This window comes from Bradyrhizobium sp. URHC0002 (assembly GCF_054059515.1).
On record NZ_JBSSCF010000001.1, the window covers coordinates 178,776 to 195,500 of the forward strand.

Annotated in this window: 15 protein-coding genes; 5 read left to right on the forward strand and 10 right to left on the reverse strand. The window is 64.3% G+C overall.

Annotated features, from left to right (window positions below; translation table 11 throughout):
• Window position 1: 1 nt before the first annotated feature.
• Window positions 2-262 carry a hypothetical protein gene (locus ACVWVY_RS00855; protein ID WP_456624623.1) on the reverse strand — a complete coding sequence of 87 codons (261 nt, stop codon included), beginning with the start codon at window positions 260-262 and terminating at the stop codon, window positions 2-4.
• Between the two features lie 171 nt (window positions 263-433).
• On the opposite strand from ACVWVY_RS00855, the gene ACVWVY_RS00860 reads away from it, so the two are divergent.
• Window positions 434-967 (forward strand): hypothetical protein, encoded by a 534-nt coding sequence (locus tag ACVWVY_RS00860; RefSeq protein WP_456624624.1) that lies wholly within the window; start codon window positions 434-436, stop codon window positions 965-967.
• 624 nt (window positions 968-1,591) lie between these two features.
• Here the strand turns inward: ACVWVY_RS00860 and ACVWVY_RS00865 are convergent.
• The 5 genes from ACVWVY_RS00865 to ACVWVY_RS00885 all read right to left on the reverse strand — a co-directional run bounded on the left by ACVWVY_RS00865 (window position 1,592) and on the right by ACVWVY_RS00885 (window position 4,644).
• Window positions 1,592-1,780, reverse strand: coding sequence for a hypothetical protein (locus tag ACVWVY_RS00865; protein ID WP_456624625.1), 189 nt, complete (start codon window positions 1,778-1,780; stop codon window positions 1,592-1,594).
• A gap of 478 nt (window positions 1,781-2,258) precedes the next feature.
• Window positions 2,259-2,762, reverse strand: a complete 504-nt coding sequence (locus ACVWVY_RS00870; protein WP_456624626.1) for a hypothetical protein — start codon at window positions 2,760-2,762, stop codon at window positions 2,259-2,261.
• Window positions 2,759-3,361 carry a permease gene (locus tag ACVWVY_RS00875; RefSeq protein WP_456624627.1) on the reverse strand — a complete coding sequence of 201 codons (603 nt, stop codon included), beginning with the start codon at window positions 3,359-3,361 and terminating at the stop codon, window positions 2,759-2,761. Before ACVWVY_RS00875 ends, ACVWVY_RS00870 begins: the two co-directional genes overlap by 4 nt.
• A gap of 153 nt (window positions 3,362-3,514) precedes the next feature.
• Window positions 3,515-3,889 (reverse strand): fluoride efflux transporter CrcB, encoded by a 375-nt coding sequence (gene crcB / locus ACVWVY_RS00880; protein ID WP_456624628.1) that lies wholly within the window; start codon window positions 3,887-3,889, stop codon window positions 3,515-3,517.
• 158 nt (window positions 3,890-4,047) lie between these two features.
• Window positions 4,048-4,644: a superoxide dismutase gene (locus ACVWVY_RS00885; RefSeq protein ID WP_108520946.1), complete on the reverse strand. Its 597-nt coding sequence runs from the start codon at window positions 4,642-4,644 to the stop codon at window positions 4,048-4,050.
• A gap of 173 nt (window positions 4,645-4,817) precedes the next feature.
• Here ACVWVY_RS00885 and ACVWVY_RS00890 point away from each other — a divergent pair, with 173 nt between their 5' ends.
• From ACVWVY_RS00890 to ACVWVY_RS00900, 3 genes are all read left to right on the forward strand, one after another.
• Window positions 4,818-5,357 (forward strand): GNAT family N-acetyltransferase, encoded by a 540-nt coding sequence (locus tag ACVWVY_RS00890; protein WP_456624629.1) that lies wholly within the window; start codon window positions 4,818-4,820, stop codon window positions 5,355-5,357.
• An 84-nt stretch (window positions 5,358-5,441) separates the two neighbouring features.
• Window positions 5,442-6,824, forward strand: a complete 1,383-nt coding sequence (locus ACVWVY_RS00895) for an MATE family efflux transporter (protein ID WP_456624630.1) — start codon at window positions 5,442-5,444, stop codon at window positions 6,822-6,824.
• Between the two features lie 87 nt (window positions 6,825-6,911).
• A complete protein-coding gene (locus ACVWVY_RS00900; protein ID WP_456624631.1) occupies window positions 6,912-7,373 on the forward strand; it encodes a DUF2147 domain-containing protein in 462 nt (153 codons plus the stop codon).
• 1 nt (window position 7,374) lies between these two features.
• On the opposite strand, the gene ACVWVY_RS00905 is transcribed toward ACVWVY_RS00900, so the two are convergent.
• The 4 genes from ACVWVY_RS00905 to ACVWVY_RS00920 form a co-directional block, all read right to left on the reverse strand.
• Window positions 7,375-8,529: a DUF3095 domain-containing protein gene (locus tag ACVWVY_RS00905; RefSeq protein WP_456624632.1), complete on the reverse strand. Its 1,155-nt coding sequence runs from the start codon at window positions 8,527-8,529 to the stop codon at window positions 7,375-7,377.
• A 180-nt stretch (window positions 8,530-8,709) separates the two neighbouring features.
• The gene (gene htpG / locus ACVWVY_RS00910) at window positions 8,710-10,578 is read right to left on the reverse strand and encodes a molecular chaperone HtpG (RefSeq protein WP_456624633.1); all 1,869 of its coding nucleotides are present in this window, start codon (window positions 10,576-10,578) and stop codon (window positions 8,710-8,712) included.
• Between the two features lie 99 nt (window positions 10,579-10,677).
• Window positions 10,678-12,687: an HlyD family type I secretion periplasmic adaptor subunit gene (locus ACVWVY_RS00915; protein WP_456624634.1), complete on the reverse strand. Its 2,010-nt coding sequence runs from the start codon at window positions 12,685-12,687 to the stop codon at window positions 10,678-10,680.
• Window positions 12,684-14,396, reverse strand: a complete 1,713-nt coding sequence (locus ACVWVY_RS00920) for a type I secretion system permease/ATPase (RefSeq protein ID WP_456632059.1) — start codon at window positions 14,394-14,396, stop codon at window positions 12,684-12,686. Before ACVWVY_RS00920 ends, ACVWVY_RS00915 begins: the two co-directional genes overlap by 4 nt.
• Window positions 14,397-15,269: 873 nt before the next feature.
• Here ACVWVY_RS00920 and ACVWVY_RS00925 point away from each other — a divergent pair.
• Complete coding sequence (locus tag ACVWVY_RS00925) at window positions 15,270-16,493, forward strand: hypothetical protein (RefSeq protein WP_456624635.1); 1,224 nt, start codon at window positions 15,270-15,272, stop codon at window positions 16,491-16,493.
• The last annotated feature ends 232 nt before the right edge of the window (window positions 16,494-16,725 follow it).

Sequence of the window (16,725 nt, forward strand, 5' to 3'; positions counted from 1 at the left end):
CTCACCTCATCGCCACCAGGACGACGACCCACAGCCCGGCGCTGACCGCCAGTGCCGCGGCGAGACGCGCGGTCACGGTCATGCGCAGGATCGACCAGGGCGCGGGCTGCGCCGGATGCGGCGTTGCCGGGCCATGGGAATGGGCGTGGCCGTGGTGATGACCGGAGCCATGGTGATGGCCGGGGCCATGGTGATGGCCGGGGCCATGGTGATGGCCGGGGCCATGGTGATGGCCGGGGTCGTGGGAATGGTCGTGAGGCATGGGGAGACGTTATAATATAACATTACGGGAGTCTACGCGTTGGCACGGCGGCTAGGCCGGCCTTATCGAACGGCCCGGCCCGACTTTGACGCCGCTATTTCCGCGAGGCCAGGAGAAGCCGGAACCCCGCCGCTTGAACGCGGCCGCCGACGAAGGCGACCAATTCCCATGATGACCGAGAACGCCAATCCAGAGAGCCGTCCCGCCGATCCCGAGCGCGGCAACAGCCTGCGCGCATGGCTGATCGACGCGCTGGCGCTGGGCGTGGGTGCGCTGGCCGTCTTCTATTACCGTCCAGAAGGCGGCCTCGCCGGGCTCATCGTTTTCGTCGGCGCTTACACGCTGACGCATTCCCTGCACGGCCTGAATTGGAAATTGCTCGCGGGAATTTGCGAAGTCCTGCTCGTCTGGCTCGCCCCGGCGATCCATCTGGGCACCCTCATGATGGTTCCCGCAGGCACCAGCGCCATGGGACTGGTCTTCACGTTCCTGCTGCCCGGGATCGCTCAAGCCTACTGGCTTTGGGAGTTGTGGCCGGCGACGGCCACCTCGTCTCACCCGCTGACCTTGCTGTGCGCGGCGTGGCTGGCGCTGCTTGGGATCAGGATTTTTGCGCAGATCATGTTGGTCGGCTGGCGTGCGCCGCATTCGCTGAGACAGCACCGCGTCCAGATGAAGCCACTTCCGAAACTGAGGCGGCCTTAATTTCGAATGCCAATCGATGAGGCCACCGGCCGGATCATCCGCATCGCAACGTCGGTGTAACGGCCGCCGTTGAAGTTGACGTCAACGACCCACAGGACGAACAGCGCAACAAATGCGGCGGCGACGGCTTTCATAAGTTGTTAACGATGAAGATGCGGCACGGGTTCCGGCCGCGATCCGCTCCACCGGGGGTACTCCAAACTAGTTCGGAACGATCACCCGAGTTGCGGTAATTTGGCTGACCGTTGGCCGCTTGTATCCGCGTTGCCGGCGGTTGGAATGGGCGGTCCCGGTTTCAGCCTCTAGCCCCCCGCTGCTGGGGCCGCCTCTCTCCCGACCGCGAAATGAAAGAGGCCGCCAACTGAGGCGGCCTTACTGTACCCCAAGCTTCCATGCCGGTAGAAATTGCCAACATCGCGGATGGACCGCCGAGGCAATTGCGGATGTCGATCGCGCAGATCGTCGGGCAACCGGCGGCTGGCTTCCGAGATAATTTCGAGGTACCCGCGTCACGGCATGGAGATGCAAAGTGACTCGCCGAACGTCTCGGAAGTCAAGCCTTCGACAAATTCGCTGGCGAGCAGGACATTGTCCCGAATGTTGTACAGGGCCTGCTTGACGGACTCAGAATGCATAAATGGCTTCGCGCTCGGCAATCGGCTTCACATGAGGCTTGAGCGCAATCCGGTGTGAAACATCCACGCGAAACGGAAACAGATCTTCGATGCGGTGGACGATCCCGACGTACTTGAAAACATCCATCCGAACGTCCGGCGCGATCTCTTGCGTAGGCGCCTGCAAAGAGGCCGCCAACCGGAGACGGCCTCTGTCATAAGACTTTCAAATAGATTTGCTTGTGTTTCGTTTGCTGACCATAGCCGCTGCCTACGGGGCAGGACGATTAATATGGCCGGCAGGGGCCAACTGAATTTCAGAGCAAGGCAGGCGGCCCCGCTAGGCTCTCAAGGTCCGAGTGGAAGGCTGGATCGTGAGGCGATAAGCAACGAGCTTGCTACCGTCCATGACCTCCAGCGCCATATCGCAGACAGGGCAGTGATATTCGCCCTTGGCCCCAACTTGTGACGAAAGCTCAAGCCGTCTGAATCCGGCTCCGCAGTTTGGGCACGTTACGTCACCCTTCTTCATTTGCACCCCTTAAAGGCTGACCCACCCCGGCGGGGATTCATATCCGAGGTCCAAGGGCGGAACAACGCTCTTTATCCGTAAAATTACGGGTGACTGCCAGCCTCTGGTATCAACAATCCATCCGGCACACCCTGTGCGCGCGAATTCACGGCTTCCCGATCACCATCGCGATCGCCGCCGCCATGAACGGAAACGGCACCGAGACCGCGGCACGAAACCAGACGAACCGGGCCGGCATGAACGGGATTTCCCACAAGATCATGCGCTGGAAGGCGAACAGCGCCCAGGCGACGACATAGGCGATCACCTGCGGCGGGCCGCCGCCGACTTTCAACGCCACCGCGCCGATCGAAAAGCCGACCACCGGGCCGCCCGGGGTCGCAGCACCTGCAATCACAGCAGTCAGCACGCCGAACCAGCCCGAGTCCGGCCCGAGCCAGCCGGTGATAACTTCCGGCGGAATCACGGCGGCGATGTAGCCCGAACCGATCACGCCGAGCGCAATGCGCGGCACGATGTTGATGAAGTCCATGCTGCCCTCGCGCACCGACGACACCAGCACCACGCGGCCGCGCCGCCAGGCCATGAAGCCGAGGATGGCGACCGAGCCCCACAGGGTGATGTCGATGATCAGCGCGGAGAGGGTCATGCCGGCGGCTCCGGCTCGCCCTTCGGGTACATCCGCACGAAGACGAAGCGGCCGAGCGCGCCCGCAAGAATCGGGATCGGCAGCGAGATCACGATCCGCCAAAGCGTGAACTCAGTGCCGAGGATCGGCAATTCCCAGGCGACCGCGCGGCCGTAGCCGATCAGCGTCCAGCTCACGACCATGGCGATGGTGGCCCCGAAATCGGCGCCGACCGTGAGCAGCGCCGCCGCCACCGGATAGGCGGTGAAGGGACCGCCGGGCAGGATCGCGCCGAACGCCGTCCCGATCAAAAGTCCCTTCAGGCCCGAGTTCGGCCCCAGCGCCAGCGAGACTTTCTCGTGCGGCAGAATTTCCGCGATGAAGGCGCCGAGCAGGCAGCCGGCCAGCACGCGCGGCATGATTTCCCCGAACAGCCAGAGATCATGGGTGAGGATCTTGAGCACGCCATCGATGCCGTCGCGCCGCCAGACCAGGCCCGCGCAAAGCGCGACCAGCGCGCCGATCACGATCATCGACCAGCCGACCGGCTTGCGGGCGCGCTTTGGGCGCGTCTCGCCGTCATCGGCAGGTGCCGGATCTTTTATCGGAGGTTCTGACAAAGGCGATGAGTCGGAGGAGTGATGCGAATTCACCCTGCTTAGTCCCGCCATGGTGGCGACGCAAACGGAAGCTGGCCGATACCCATGCGCATCCCGGGGCATGCCCATGCGGGGGCGTCACGCGGCTCTGACCGCGCGCCGCGGGCCATTCGTTCAGGTGAACTGGCGAACCAGCGCAAGGCCGGCAAACAGTCCGGCAATCGAGAGCACGACCGAGCCAACGACGTAAAGCGCCGCGGATGCGAGTTCGCCGCGCTCGTAGAGCAGCGCCGCATCGAGCGAGTAGGCCGAGAACGTGGTGTAGCCGCCGAGAATGCCGGTCATCAAAAACAGCCGCCAGGGCTGCGACGCCTCGCCCTTGAAGGCGAGATAGCCCGCGATCAACCCCATCACGGTCGAGCCCGTGATGTTGATGATGAAGGTGCCCCAGGGAAATCCGGTGCCGAGGCAGCGGGCGCAGGTGACGTTGATGAGATGGCGGAGGCTCGCGCCAAGCCCGCCACCGATAAAGACCAGCAAATAGCTCATCGCAGCATTTTCCCAGATCGGCGAAGTCACCCGGCAAACCGCTTGTGCCTGTTAGCAGCGCTCCCTGCAAGGATCAGGACGGCGCTACGCCCAACGAAAAAGGGGCGGCAGCCGCAGCTACCGCCCCTTCGAAATCGCTGGCTTCGAGCGGTCTGGAATCAGACCTTGCCAAACAGCTCGTCGACATAGTCCCAGTTGATCAGGTTATCGCAGAACGCCTTCAGATAGTCGGGACGGCGGTTGCGATAGTCGATGTAGTAGGAGTGCTCCCAGACGTCGCAGCCGAGGATCGGCGTGGCGCCATGGACCAGCGGGCTTTCGCCGTTCGCAGTCTTGGAGATTTCGAGCTTGCCGTTCTTGACCGACAGCCAGCACCAGCCGGAGCCGAACTGACCGACGCCGGCAGCGGCGAAATCGGCTTTGAACTTGTCGAGACCGCCGAGGTCTTCGGTGATCTTCTTTTCCAGCCGGCCGGGCAGCTTGCTGCCGCCGCCGTTCGGCTTCATCCAGTTCCAGAAATGGAGATGGTTGTAGTGCTGGCCGGCATTGTTGAACACGGCCGGATTCTTGCCGAACGAACCCTTGACGATCTCTTCCAGGGACTTGCCTTCGAATTCGGTCCCCTTGATCGCGTTGTTTCCGTTGGTCACGTAAGCCTGGTGATGCTTGTCGTGGTGGTATTCCAGCGTTTCCTTGGACATGTGGGGCGCAAGGGCGTCGTGGGAATAGGGCAGATTGGGCAGCGTGAAGGTCATGGGTGATGTCCGAACTGATGGGAGACGTGGTCTGGTCTAACGGGAACCCTTATAGAAGGTTCCATTGCGCATAAACACCGCAATTTGGCAAGAACGGGAGCTTCTCCGGTACAGCCGCTCCGCGTCCGGCGTATGACGGGACGGCAGCGGTATTGGCGCAACAGGGTGATGAAATGAGCATCGAGATCGACGTCCTGAACGGAGACGCATCATGGGCGAAGGTCGAACCGCTGATGAAGGCGGTCTGGCCACGTCATGTGGTCGAGAAGCTGGCATGGGGTCACATCGAATGGGCCCATGCCGATTTGCGCGTGCTGATCGAGACGGGCGAGGATTCTCCGAGGCCGGGACTTGCCTGCCATGTCGGCATCTACTTCCGCACCGCCCTTTGGGATGGGCGCAAGGTCCAGATCGGCGGCATTGGCGGCGTCTCGACCCGCGAGGATTGCCGGGGACGCGGCTACGCTACCCTGGCGCTCAACGCCGCGATCCGGACCCTGCGCGATCACGAAGCGGTGCGGTTTGCGATGCTGTTCTGCGAGCCGCATAATGAAGCGTTCTATCAGGCGCGCGGCTGGCATGCGTTCAGCGGCGAGGTCTATGCCGAGCAGCCGGAGGGAAGAATTCGCTTCGAGGCGATGGCGCCCTATGTATTCGATTTCACGCGCAAGCCGCGTGATGGAATAATCGACCTATGCGGCCTGCCATGGTGACCCCTGCATGGCTGTGGGTGGTTGCGGCCGGACGCCCGCATAACATGTCATGCATAATCTATTGATTTGGATGACCGGTGACGGATGACCATTGACGCACAGCTCGACATGCGCCCCGCCGCGGTCCCGGCCGCTCCCATCAACGGCCTGCTCACCTCGCCGATCCTGCCGACGCTGTTGAAGCTCGCGCTGCCCAATGCGATCGCCATGGTGGGCACGACGCTGGTTGCCGTCGCCGAGACTTCCTATATCGGCCGGCTCGGCACCGAGCCGCTCGCCGGCATCGCGCTGGTGTTTCCCTTCGTGATGCTGACGCAGATGATGTCGGCGGGCGCGATGGGCGGCGGCGTTTCCTCCGCCATCAGCCGGGCGATCGGCGCAGGCGATCGCGACCGCGCCGCAACGCTGGCGCTGCATGCCGCGATGATCGGCGCCTGCGCCGGAATCTTTTTCACCGTGACGATGCTGATTTTCGGCCACGCGTTTTACGCGCTGCTCGGCGGGCGCGGCGGCGTGCTCGATCAGGCCATGCAATATTCGCACGTGCTGTTCTCCGGCGCGATGGCGATCTGGCTTGTCAACACGCTGGCCTCGGTGGTGCGCGGCACCGGCGACATGCGGATTCCATCGATAACATTGATCGGCACCGCGCTGGTGCAGATCACGGTTGGCGGTGCGCTGGGCCTCGGGCTGCTCGGCCTGCCCAAACTCGGCATGAGCGGCGTCGCCGCGGGCCAGCTCACCGCTTTCACGCTCGGTGCGATCTTCCTCGCCTGGTATCTCATCAGCGGCCGCAGCCGGCTGACACTGAACTTCAAGGGCTTCAGATTCCAGCGCGCCATGTTCTTCGACATTCTGAGGGTCGGCGCGGTGGCGTGTCTGTCGCCGCTGCAAACCGTGCTGACGGTGCTGATCTTCACCAAAATCCTGGCCGGTTACGGCACCGAGACGCTGGCCGGCTACGGGATGGGCTCGCGGCTGGAATTTTTGCTGACCCCGATCGCATTTGCTTTTGGTGTCGCCTCGGTGCCGATGGTCGGCATGGCAATGGGCGCCGGCCTCGTGACGCGCGCACGGCAGGTGGCGTGGACCGCGGGCGCCGCGGCCGGCATCACCGTGGGCGCCATCGGACTGATCGTCGCCGTGATGCCGTCGCTCTGGGTGTCGCTGTTCACCAGCGATCCCGGCGTCACCGCCGCGGCGTCTTCCTATCTGGTCTGGGCTGGCCCGGCATTCGCCTTTTTCGGGATGGGCGCCTGCCTCTATTTCTCGTCGCAGGGGGCCGCCAAGGTCGGCGGTCCCGTGATGGCCGGCACAGCGCGATTGCTGATCGTCGGCGGCGGTGGCTGGTGGCTGGCCTCCGGGGGCGCGCCGGCATGGACGCTGTTCGCGCTGGTGGGCGCGGCGATGGTCGTTTACGGCCTCGGCACGGCGCTGTCGATCCGCCTCACCCGCTGGAGCAAATGATCGGCCAGGTTGTAAACCGAACTTAATGTGAAGTTGCACGAATCTGATTTGTTGCTATGCAAGCCTGCTTTTTCGAAGGAATGGTTCATGGCTTGCAAAACATCTTCCATCATTGCGACCGCTTTCATCATCGCGATTGCGGCGGCATTGCTGGCCGCCCCATCGGCTCGCGCGCAGGGCACCACTGAGCCGACCGGTGTCTGGCTGACGCAGGCCGGCGACGCGCGGGTGAAAGTCAGCAAATGCGGTGGCGGTCTCTGCGGCGTGATCGTCGGCCTCAAAGACCCGATCGATCCGGCCACCGGCAAGCCCCAGGTCGATGACAAGAATCCCAACCCGGCCCTGAAGCGGCGGCCGATGATCGGCCTGGCGCTGTTCAGCGGCATGCACCCGGTCGCGCCCAACAAATGGTCGGGCCAGATCTACAACGCCGATGACGGCGGCACCTATGCGAGCAGCATCACGGTGGCAGGCCCGGATACGCTGCGCGTCGAAGGCTGCGTCGGCGCGCTCTGCGGCGGCGAGACCTGGACGCGGGTCGGGCGGTAGATTACGCCGCCATCGCCTTCAACGCGGTCGCCGCCGAGGCGTAGCCGCCGCGGGCGCCGTCGATAAAGTGAACGTGATCGCTGCGCATCACCGATGGCGTGAAGCAGGTCATCATCGCCGCGTCCTGCCGGTGCAGGCCGTAGCGCACGACCCTCGCTGAAGCCGCCTTGGCCAGAAGCTCCGCCAGTGCGCGCTCCAGCTCCTCCGTGCAATCGAGGATCATCCGCAGGCCGTCGTCATATTTGCGGAAGTCGGAATTCTCCACCACCTGCTTCACATAATTCTTCGGCACGAAATTGCCGACCTTGATGCCGAGGCGCATCACGACATAGGCCCACAACGTCACCGCGAGCACGACTCCGCGCCGCTTCAACAGCGGCCCGCCGCGCGCGGCGCGCGCTTCATACTCCACGCCGGCCGGCGGCCAGCGCAGCGGCGGCCCGCCCGGCGGCACCGGCCGACCGGCATCCGGAGACTGTTCGACCAGTTTGATGACGTCCTCGATCACCTTGCGGAAATGATGCGGATCGGCACCCTTTGTGGGCACCACCAGCACGGACAGAATGATCCCACGCGTGGAAGGCATTTCCTCGAACCGGCACGACAGCCCGGACAGATCGGGTTGCGTGCCCGGCGCAGCCGCCGGCACCGCAAACTCGCCCCGCTTCATCGCGGCATCCGCCCAGCCCACCCCCCCGCCGGAAAACATCGCATAGGAGAGATTCGCCGACGGGCCGAAGCGGGCGACCCTGATATCGAGGCCTTGCGCGCGGATGTCCCTCACCGGCACCAGCGCCACCCGCATCATCAGATCGAGATCTTCGCGGACCCATGCCGCCGTCGCCGCCAGTGCGTCGCGGGCGCGCGCGAGGTCGCCGGGCGACACCGCGAAGCTGGCGCCATCGCCGCCGAACACGAACGGAAATTCGCGCCCGTCAAGCGCGTTGGTAACGGCGGCGATCACGGCAGCGCCGGCCATGTTGACCGCCTTGTACCGCTGGTTCGCAATCGCCTTGGTCGATTCCACAATGTCGGCGACGCCGACGGTCCAGTCATCAGGCAACGGCGCATACATCGCCGGGTCCATCAGGCTGCCAAAGCCGCGAAAGACCGGGATCGAGCCGTAGAAAATGTCGGTTCCGTCAGGCGTCGTCATGGCGATGAAGGCCCCCGGTTATCAAACCTCTCCAGAGCGCAGATGACTTCTCTTCGATTCGTCATCTCGCTCTAACTTTTTGTTCGAGCATGATCTTTTCGGAAAACCGGTATCCAATTTTCCGCATCATGCTGCAGCAGATACGGCCGATTCTGAAATCGGTTGGCGCGGCTAAACGTCCTACCCCTTCGCCAGCCCGCGCAGCACCAGCTGATTGAGCCGGCTGGCAAACGCCGCCGGATCTTCCGGCAACTCGCCGTCGAGGATCTGCGCCTGCTCCAGGAGCAGGAACGACAGGTCCTTGGCCGCATCCTTGTCGCCGGCGATCGCCGCGACCAGGGGATGGCGCATGTTGATCTCCAGGATCGGCTTGGTGGTGGGAACCTTGTTCTGCATCACCAGCAGGCGTTCGAGCATGCGGTCGTGCGCGCCGCCGCCGGCGACCAGGCATGAGGCGCTCGCCGTCAGCCGCTGCGAGGCGCGGACGTCGGAGACGCGCTCGCCGAGCGCATCCTTGATCAGCGCAATCGTGGTGGCCTCGTCTGCGCCGGGCTCGTCCTTCTTGTCGTCGGCCTTGTCATCCAGGAGCGGGATCAGGGCGAAATCGAGATCGCCCTGGCTCAGCGACTTCAGCGGCTTGCCGCCGAAATCGAGCGGCGCCGAGGTCCAGAACGCATCGACCGGATCGGTCAACAGCAGCACTTCGATGCCGCGGGCGGTGGCGGACTCCAGCTTCGGGTTCGCCTTCAGCCGTTCGATGCTGTCGCCGGTCAGGTAATAGATGTCGGTCTGGTTCGGCTTGAGATCCTCGACATACTGCTTGAGCGAGCGGTTCTCGCCCTTGGTCGTAGTGAAGCGCGACAATCCCAACAGTTTCTCGCGGCGCTCAAAGTCCTCCCAGATGCCTTCCTTGATCACGGGGCCGAACGCGTCCCAGATTTTGGCGAACGCTTCCGGCTCCTTGTCGCCGAGGCTTTCCAGCTCCGATATCACGCGGCCGGTGACGGCCTTTCGGATCTGGGTGAGCTGCGGATTGTTCTGCAGCATCTCTCTGGAAATGTTGAGCGGCAAATCCTCGCTGTCGATCACGCCGCGGATGAAGCGCAAGTAAGCCGGCAGGACATCGGCGTCGTCGGCGATGAAGACGCGGCGGACATACAGCTTGATCTTTCCCTTGCGCGCCTGATCGAACAGATCGAACGGCTTCGTCGATGGCGCGAACAGCAGCACCGCATAGGACTGCCGGCCCTCGGCGCGATAATGCAGCGTCATCGCCGGCTCGTCGAATGCGCCGGCGATCTGCTGGTAGGCCTGCTTGTAGTCCTCCACCGAGAGTTCCGATTTCGGCCGCTGCCACAGCGCGCTGGCCGAATTGATCTGGCGTGGCTCGCCCTCCTCCGGCACCAGTTCGATCGGGAACTGGATGTTGTCGGACCAGGCGCGGACGATGCGCTCGATCTCGTGCGTCTCGAGATATTTCGCCGCGTCCTTTTTCAGATGCAGGACGATCTCGGTGCCGCGCGTGACCCGCGCAGCGTCCTCATCGCTGGCCGGCGCGATTTCAAACCCGCTGCCGCCCGAGGACGACCAGACGAAAACCTCATCCGAACCGGCGCGGCGGCTGGTGACCACGATACGATCGGCAACCATGAACGCCGCATAGAAGCCGACCCCGAACTGGCCGATCAGATTGGTGCCGTCCTTGGCCTCGGTGAGGCGGGAGAGAAAGGACTTGGTGCCGGAGCGTGCGATGGTGCCGAGATTGTCGATCAGCTCCTGCCGGTCCATGCCGATGCCGCTGTCGACGACGGAAAGCGTATCGGCCTTCTTGTTCGGCGCGATGCGGATCCTGGGCGGCGCGCCGTCGGCGATCAGTTCGGGCGCTGATATCGCCTCATAGCGCAGCTTGTCGCAGGCATCCGATGCGTTCGAAATCAGCTCGCGCAGGAAGATGTCGGTCTCCGAATAGACCGAGTGCACCATCAGGTTCAAAAGTTCGGCGACCTCGGCCTGGAACGGCTGGGATTCGGGGGCAGTGGTGGTGGTCATACGGGGGCTCGCAGGGAACAGGGCCAAAGCAAAGCCCTGATATAGCGATACCATCTCGGGTGGCAAGATTTAGCCTCGCTGCAACCCTATGTCGTCCCCTCACCGCTCGACGAATGCGCGCTGGAACTGATCCAGGATCGGCTTGAGCAGATAGCTCAGCATGGTCCGGCTGCCGGTTTGCATGAACACTTCCGCCGGCATGCCCGAGGAGAGCTGCAACCCGGCCAGCCGCCGGCGCTCTTCTTCCGGCAGCATGATCCGGACCGTGAAATAGGACGTGCTGGTCTGCTGGTCGCGGGTGGTGTCGGGCGAGACATAGGACACCTGACCGATCAGCTGCGGTGTCACCCGCTGGTTGAAGGCCGAGAAGCGGACGAAAGCCTGCTGGCCTTTGCGCACCTGGTCGATGTCGTTCGGCTGCAACCTCGCCTCGATCTGCAGATCATCGGAATCCGGCACCACCTCCATGACGGCGTCGCCGGCGCGAATCACGCCGCCGATGGTGTGCGCGTTCAACTGATGGATCACGCCCGACGTCGGCGCGCGCATCTCGATGCGCTCGAGGACGTCGCGCGCGGCGACGCTTCGCTCGCTGAGTTCGGCTTCCTTGCCCTGCGCCTCGCCGAGATCCTTGACGACTTCGGTGCGGACATCCTGGTCGAGCCTGACCAGTTGCAGCTTCGCCTCGTCGACCTTGGTCTTGGTTTCGGCGATGGTGGAGATCAACTGTCCCCGTTCACCCTCGATTCTGGCGGCCTCGCGCTGCAGGGCCGTGAGCCGCGCGATCGGCACGAGACGCTTGTCGAACAGCTCCTGCACGCCCGTGAGTTCGCCCGTGATCAACTCCAGTTGCTTGGCCTTGGACGCGACCTGCGCCTCAAGGCCCACGATCTCCTCGCCGAGCTGCGATACCTTGCTCTTGAGCAGTTCCTTCTGGCTCTCGCGGGCGGTCGTCCGCGCCCGGAACAGCGATGCCTCTGAAGCCAGCACCGTCTTGACATTGTTGTCGTCCAGCCGCGACGACATTTCGGGTGGGATCGCCGGCCGGGGCAGACCGTCGCGCTCGGCGACCAGCCGCGCGCTCTTCGCCCGCACTTCGTCGAGTTGCTTGCTGACCACCTGAAGGCTGGCCTGCGCCTGCGTGGCGTCCAGCCGCAGCAGCAGATCGCCGGCGTTGACCCGCATGCCGTTATGGACCGGGATCTGCGCGACCACGCCGCCGGTCGGATGCTGGATGGTCTTGACGTTGGACTGCACCACCAGATTGCCCGGCACCACGACAGCGCCCGACAACGGCACCAGCGTCATCCACCCGCCCGCCAACCCGCCGACGACGAGCAACGCCCGCAAGCCTGTGCGCAATTCGCCCTCAAAGGCGCGCCCCGCCCGCACCACGATGCTTTCGCCGGGTGCGCCCGCCACGTCCGCCGAACCATCGCGATTGGCAAGGAATGCGACGCCAGCGGTCAAGCCATTGCGAACGACTCCCGTCACGGAACGATCGCGCGGCACCGGGCCCGCCGGGCTCGGCGGCGCCAATTGGGGAGCCTCGATGCGAGGCGGCAGCCGCGTGTCGTCGATCGACAAAACCTCCGGCCGCGACCTCGGTATGTTCATGAGCGACGGATCGTCGGGCGCGATCATCGGACCGCGCGCCTGCCGTTCATTCCGCCAATAATTGCCTGAGGGAGCATTGTTTGCCGAAGCATTGCCTGCCGGCCCGCGCGTGCCGTTCGCCGCCGGCGGGGGCATGAACTGCGGCTGTCGCGTGCTGCGTCCGACGCGCGGCGGCGGCTCGGCCTCGAAGCCGTCGGACTGGGATCCGAAGGGGCCGAGCCAATCCAGCACCCGTCCCATCTTGCCTTTCTTTTTCGACCGCTTCGGCCGGGCCTGGCGCGAACGCCGCGCGCCCTGACGTGGTTCGTCATTCGCCGGGCGACGAAGCGGCGCCCGCTGGTCCTGCTGATTGTCGTGCTCGAAGGCCTGCCGCAATCGCTGCAGCTCGAGGATCAGCGCCTGGCCCTGCGGTGCCGCGACGTCCTCATCCGTCCCGCCGGTCCGGTGGCGCGCCACTCTTTCATCGGCATGCACGTGATCAAAACCCTTCATGATGAAACACTCTCGGCAATAGATGCGCGCTGCTCTGCCTTGGCCTGCGGCGGCGGCTGCGGCGATCCCGGCGCCTTGCCGCCGGCGTTGCGGACGCGCGCGAACACTTCTGCGCTCGGGCCGAACGCAATCGCCTTGCCTTCGTAGAGCACCATCGTCATATCCAGCGCGGAGAGCGCGCTCGGGCGATGCGAGATGACGACGACGATGGATTTGTTCTGGCGCATGATCCCGATGGCGCGCGTCAAGGCGTTCTCACCGTCGGCATCCAGATTGGCGTTGGGCTCATCGAGCACCAGCAGGAACGGGTCACCGAACACCGCCCGCGCCAAGCCAACCCGCTGCTTCTGGCCAGCTGACAGCGACATGCCGCCCTGCCCTATTCGCGTCGCATAGCCCTCCGGCAGGCGCAGGATGATGTCGTGGACACCTGCGATCTGCGCAGCCTTCAGGATGGCATCCGAACTTGCGTGTTCGTCGAAGCGGCAGATGTTCTCCGCCACGGTGCCGTCGAACAGGCCGACATCCTGCGGCAGATAGCCGATATGCCGGCCGAGGTCCTCGTTGCGCCATTGATCGAGCGCCGCGCCGTCGAGCCGCACGGCGCCGCGATGCGCCGGCCAGATTCCAACCAGCGCCTTCGAGAGCGAGGTCTTGCCCGACGCGCTGGCGCCCAATAGCGCCAGCCCCGAACCGGCCTTGAGCGAAAACGTGACACCCGACACGATCGGCATGTCAAAACCCGGCGCTGCCACCGCGAGATTCTGCACGGACAATTCGCGGCCCGGTCGCGGCAGCTTGACCGGCGGTGCCGGAGGCTGAGCGGTCGCCTTCAAGATGTCGCGCAGGCGCGCGAGGCCCTGGCGCGCGGCCGACAGTTGCTTCCAGGTGCCAAGCGCGATTTCGACGGGCGCGAGCGCGCGCCCCATCAGGATCGAGGACGCGATCATGATGCCGCCCGACGCCTTGTCGGCGACGACGAGATAGGCGCCCATGCCCAGCATTCCCGACTGCAGGATGTAGCGCAGCACCTTCGCGCTCGCGCCGAGATTGGCATAGACGTCGGTCGCGCGGATGTTTTCCTGCAGGTAGCGCTCGTTGGCCTGCGACCAGCGCGCCGTCAGCCGATCCGTCATGCCGAGCGCGCGAACGATTTCCGCATTGCGCTGTGTCGCATCCGCCAGCACCTGCCGCTGCGCGTTCAATTCCGTCGCCGCCTTGGTCGCGCCGCGCGAGATCCGCTCGGTCACCAGCGTCATGGCAACGATCGCCGCGGTGCCAAGCAGCGCCGTGAAGCCGATCATCGGGTGAAACAGAAACAGCCCGATCAGAAAGACGGGAATCCACGGCATGTCCAGGAACGCCGTCGGTCCCATGCCCGACATGAAGGTGCGCACCTGATCGAGATCGCGCAGCGGCTGCTGCATCAGGACCGGCTTCACCCCGCGCAGCGGCAGGGTAGCGAGCGCCGAATGGATCGATTCCTGCAGCGCGCCGTCGAACAGCGTAGCGATCCGGCAAAGCATCCGCGACCGCATCGCATCGAAATATCCCTGCACAAGGTAGGCGATCAGCACCATCAAGGACAGGCCGAACAGGGTCGCGAGGTTACGGCTCGGAATCACCCGGTCGTACACCTGCAACATATAAAGGGAGCCCGACAGCATCAGAATGTTGATGACGCCGCTGAACACGGCGACGCCGATCATGCGGCGCGCGCTCGCCCGCATCGCGCTCGCGACGGGATCGTCGGCGGCCAGCGTCGAAAGCAGACCCGAAATTGCGCGGGGCGTCGGCACTGCCCGCGCTCGGTTCTGTGCCTGCCCCTGAGCGATACCCATTGAATTGCCCTTCGACCCGCTCGACCGTCGGATCTCCCTGAAGTCTCCTTGACGCGGGATGCAGACCATTTTTCGGCAGGAATGCGACGAATGCCGATTGTTCAAGTTCGCTCGCGGGTAGAACGATGGCAAAGGCCTCGTTGTCGTCCATCCCGTGTGTGCGCGGCCGGATAAAATTCCGGCACAAGAGGAATAGCGCCGCGGATTCTCGCAACGGACGCACAAGGGCCGCCACATCTTTGATTCGAGTGCGGATCATTCGCAGTTTTTCGGCGCGGCGCACGTCATGGATTCGTCCGCCTATCACCTTGCTTCGACGCTCAATGGTCGCTGTGTCGGCCGATTGACGCCACGAACCTAACTGATCCTTCACCGTGCGCCCATCCTGCTCCCTGGCGGATGACCGCGCCCACACATCAATAAATTCGACTGGATGACAGGGGACCAAGAATGGCTCGTTTCACTCTCAGAGGAGATCAGCGCCTCCTCGATCTCGATCTGCCGATCGATGAGGCCCCGAGCCCGCCGGTGGCCCCCGCTCCTCCGTCCACAACAGCACCGGAGGAAGCACCTCCGGTCATTGAGACGCCGTCGCCATCCACCGCACCGAGCTTCTCCGGCCTCGGCACGACCTTCTACAACGCCACTCAGGCGCCGGCGGGCGGCCTGTCGCAAACCCCGGTGGAGGGAGGCGGCCAGGCGCCTGGCAGCGTCAACAATTTTACGACCGAGCTCACCGCGGTGCATAACGGCCTGCTGGCGGAGGTCAACAAAGGGCAATTATCCGGCGCCGCGCTCGGCCATGTTCAGGCCATCCTGTCCGACATCAACACTGCGATTTCGACGGCCAACGCCACGGTAAACAGCAGCACGTTCGGCAGCACGGCTGCCGCAGAACAAGCGCTCCGCGCCAGCCATCTCGACATCATCAACACCGTCAAGACCGATGTCGCACTGACCAACCTCGCACTTGCGGCCGCGCCGGGTACTCCGGCGGCGCCGGACGCGCCGCACGCCAACCTCGCGGAGATCGGCGCGATCTTCAATGACGCGGCCGACAAGATCCTCACTGGCGTCAATGACGCCAACCGGGCCGAGATCACCGACGACATCAATGCCGTGATCACGGACATGGAGGCGTTGATCAGCGCCAACCCGCAACTGTTCGAGGGGTTGACCGGCGAACATGCCGACGCGGTGGTGCGTCAGCTCCAGCTCGAGCTCACCTATATCAATGACCCCAACATCAGCCCCGATGCGGCACGCGCCAGCGTCGACAACATCCTCGACATCATAGATATCATTCAGGGCGACCCCAAACTGGCTGACATGGCGACGCAAAATGGCATCAGCGGCTTCTCGCCGCTTCCGGGTGCCGCAAATCAGGCGCCAACGCATCTCGAAAATGATGTGCAGACGGTGTTCGCGGCCAACTTCATCGCCCAGTCCAATTCGCTCGGGCAGCAGGCCATCGACCTCGTCGGCAGCGGCGACACCAAAGCCATTGCCGCGCTGATCGCCGACCTCAAGGCATTCGAAAAGTTCGTGGCCGATTTCGACGCGGCGCAGGGCGGCAACGCATTGCTCGATGCGACCGGCGCGCTCGGCGCCGAGGTTGCCGCGATGATCAAGGGGCTGCAAAGCGGCGACGCCACCCTGGTCACGGCGGCGGCGGACCAGATGCACGGCAACGCGGCCGATGTCGGCGGCAACAATATTCCCCTCACCGGAGGCACCTACCATACTGACGGTGTGACGGTCGCTGAAGTACTGGGGACGGCGCCGGTGGCCGAAACGCCGGCCACCACTGCCGCAGCCGCGGAGCCGGCCCCGGCACACCCCGCAGCCCCCACCACCGGCGAGCCGGTAACGCTAGCAACAGCCGACGTCACCGTCGGGGTCGAGGACCACGCCCAGTCGGGCATGCCCGATTTGGCGCATCATTTACATCACACGTGGGGATAGCGACGCGCGGCGCGGCCTCCAGCTTCCCTGATGCTCCGGGGATGCTGGAGGCCGATACATCGAGTCAAGAACGCGTTCGCCGATCCGGCTCACGCGGCGGATGCACAGAAGACCTTTTCATCGGCCTGCGCCCGCAAAGGACGATCTTTAGACGATGGCCCCAACGACGGCATTGGGGACCATCATTGGTACGGCAGCGACATCGGCGGTTGGAGGAATCGGCGCGGTTGTT

Bases quoted from the DNA above. Each gene is read 5' to 3' on its own strand.
- ACVWVY_RS00890 (WP_456624629.1), top strand. From the start codon at position 4,818: ATGAGCATCGAGATCGACGTCCTGAACGGAGACGCATCATGGGCGAAG.
- ACVWVY_RS00915 (WP_456624634.1), bottom strand. From the start codon at position 12,687: ATGAAGGGTTTTGATCACGTGCATGCCGATGAAAGAGTGGCGCGCCAC.
- ACVWVY_RS00870 (WP_456624626.1), bottom strand. From the start codon at position 2,762: ATGACCCTCTCCGCGCTGATCATCGACATCACCCTGTGGGGCTCGGTC.
- ACVWVY_RS00905 (WP_456624632.1), bottom strand. From the start codon at position 8,529: ATGACGACGCCTGACGGAACCGACATTTTCTACGGCTCGATCCCGGTC.
- htpG (WP_456624633.1), bottom strand. From the start codon at position 10,578: ATGACCACCACCACTGCCCCCGAATCCCAGCCGTTCCAGGCCGAGGTC.
- ACVWVY_RS00920 (WP_456632059.1), bottom strand. From the start codon at position 14,396: ATGATCGGCGTCGCCGTGTTCAGCGGCGTCATCAACATTCTGATGCTG.
- ACVWVY_RS00885 (WP_108520946.1), bottom strand. From the start codon at position 4,644: ATGACCTTCACGCTGCCCAATCTGCCCTATTCCCACGACGCCCTTGCG.
- ACVWVY_RS00855 (WP_456624623.1), bottom strand. From the start codon at position 262: ATGCCTCACGACCATTCCCACGACCCCGGCCATCACCATGGCCCCGGC.
- crcB (WP_456624628.1), bottom strand. From the start codon at position 3,889: ATGAGCTATTTGCTGGTCTTTATCGGTGGCGGGCTTGGCGCGAGCCTC.
- ACVWVY_RS00895 (WP_456624630.1), top strand. From the start codon at position 5,442: ATGACCATTGACGCACAGCTCGACATGCGCCCCGCCGCGGTCCCGGCC.
- ACVWVY_RS00900 (WP_456624631.1), top strand. From the start codon at position 6,912: ATGGCTTGCAAAACATCTTCCATCATTGCGACCGCTTTCATCATCGCG.
- ACVWVY_RS00860 (WP_456624624.1), top strand. From the start codon at position 434: ATGACCGAGAACGCCAATCCAGAGAGCCGTCCCGCCGATCCCGAGCGC.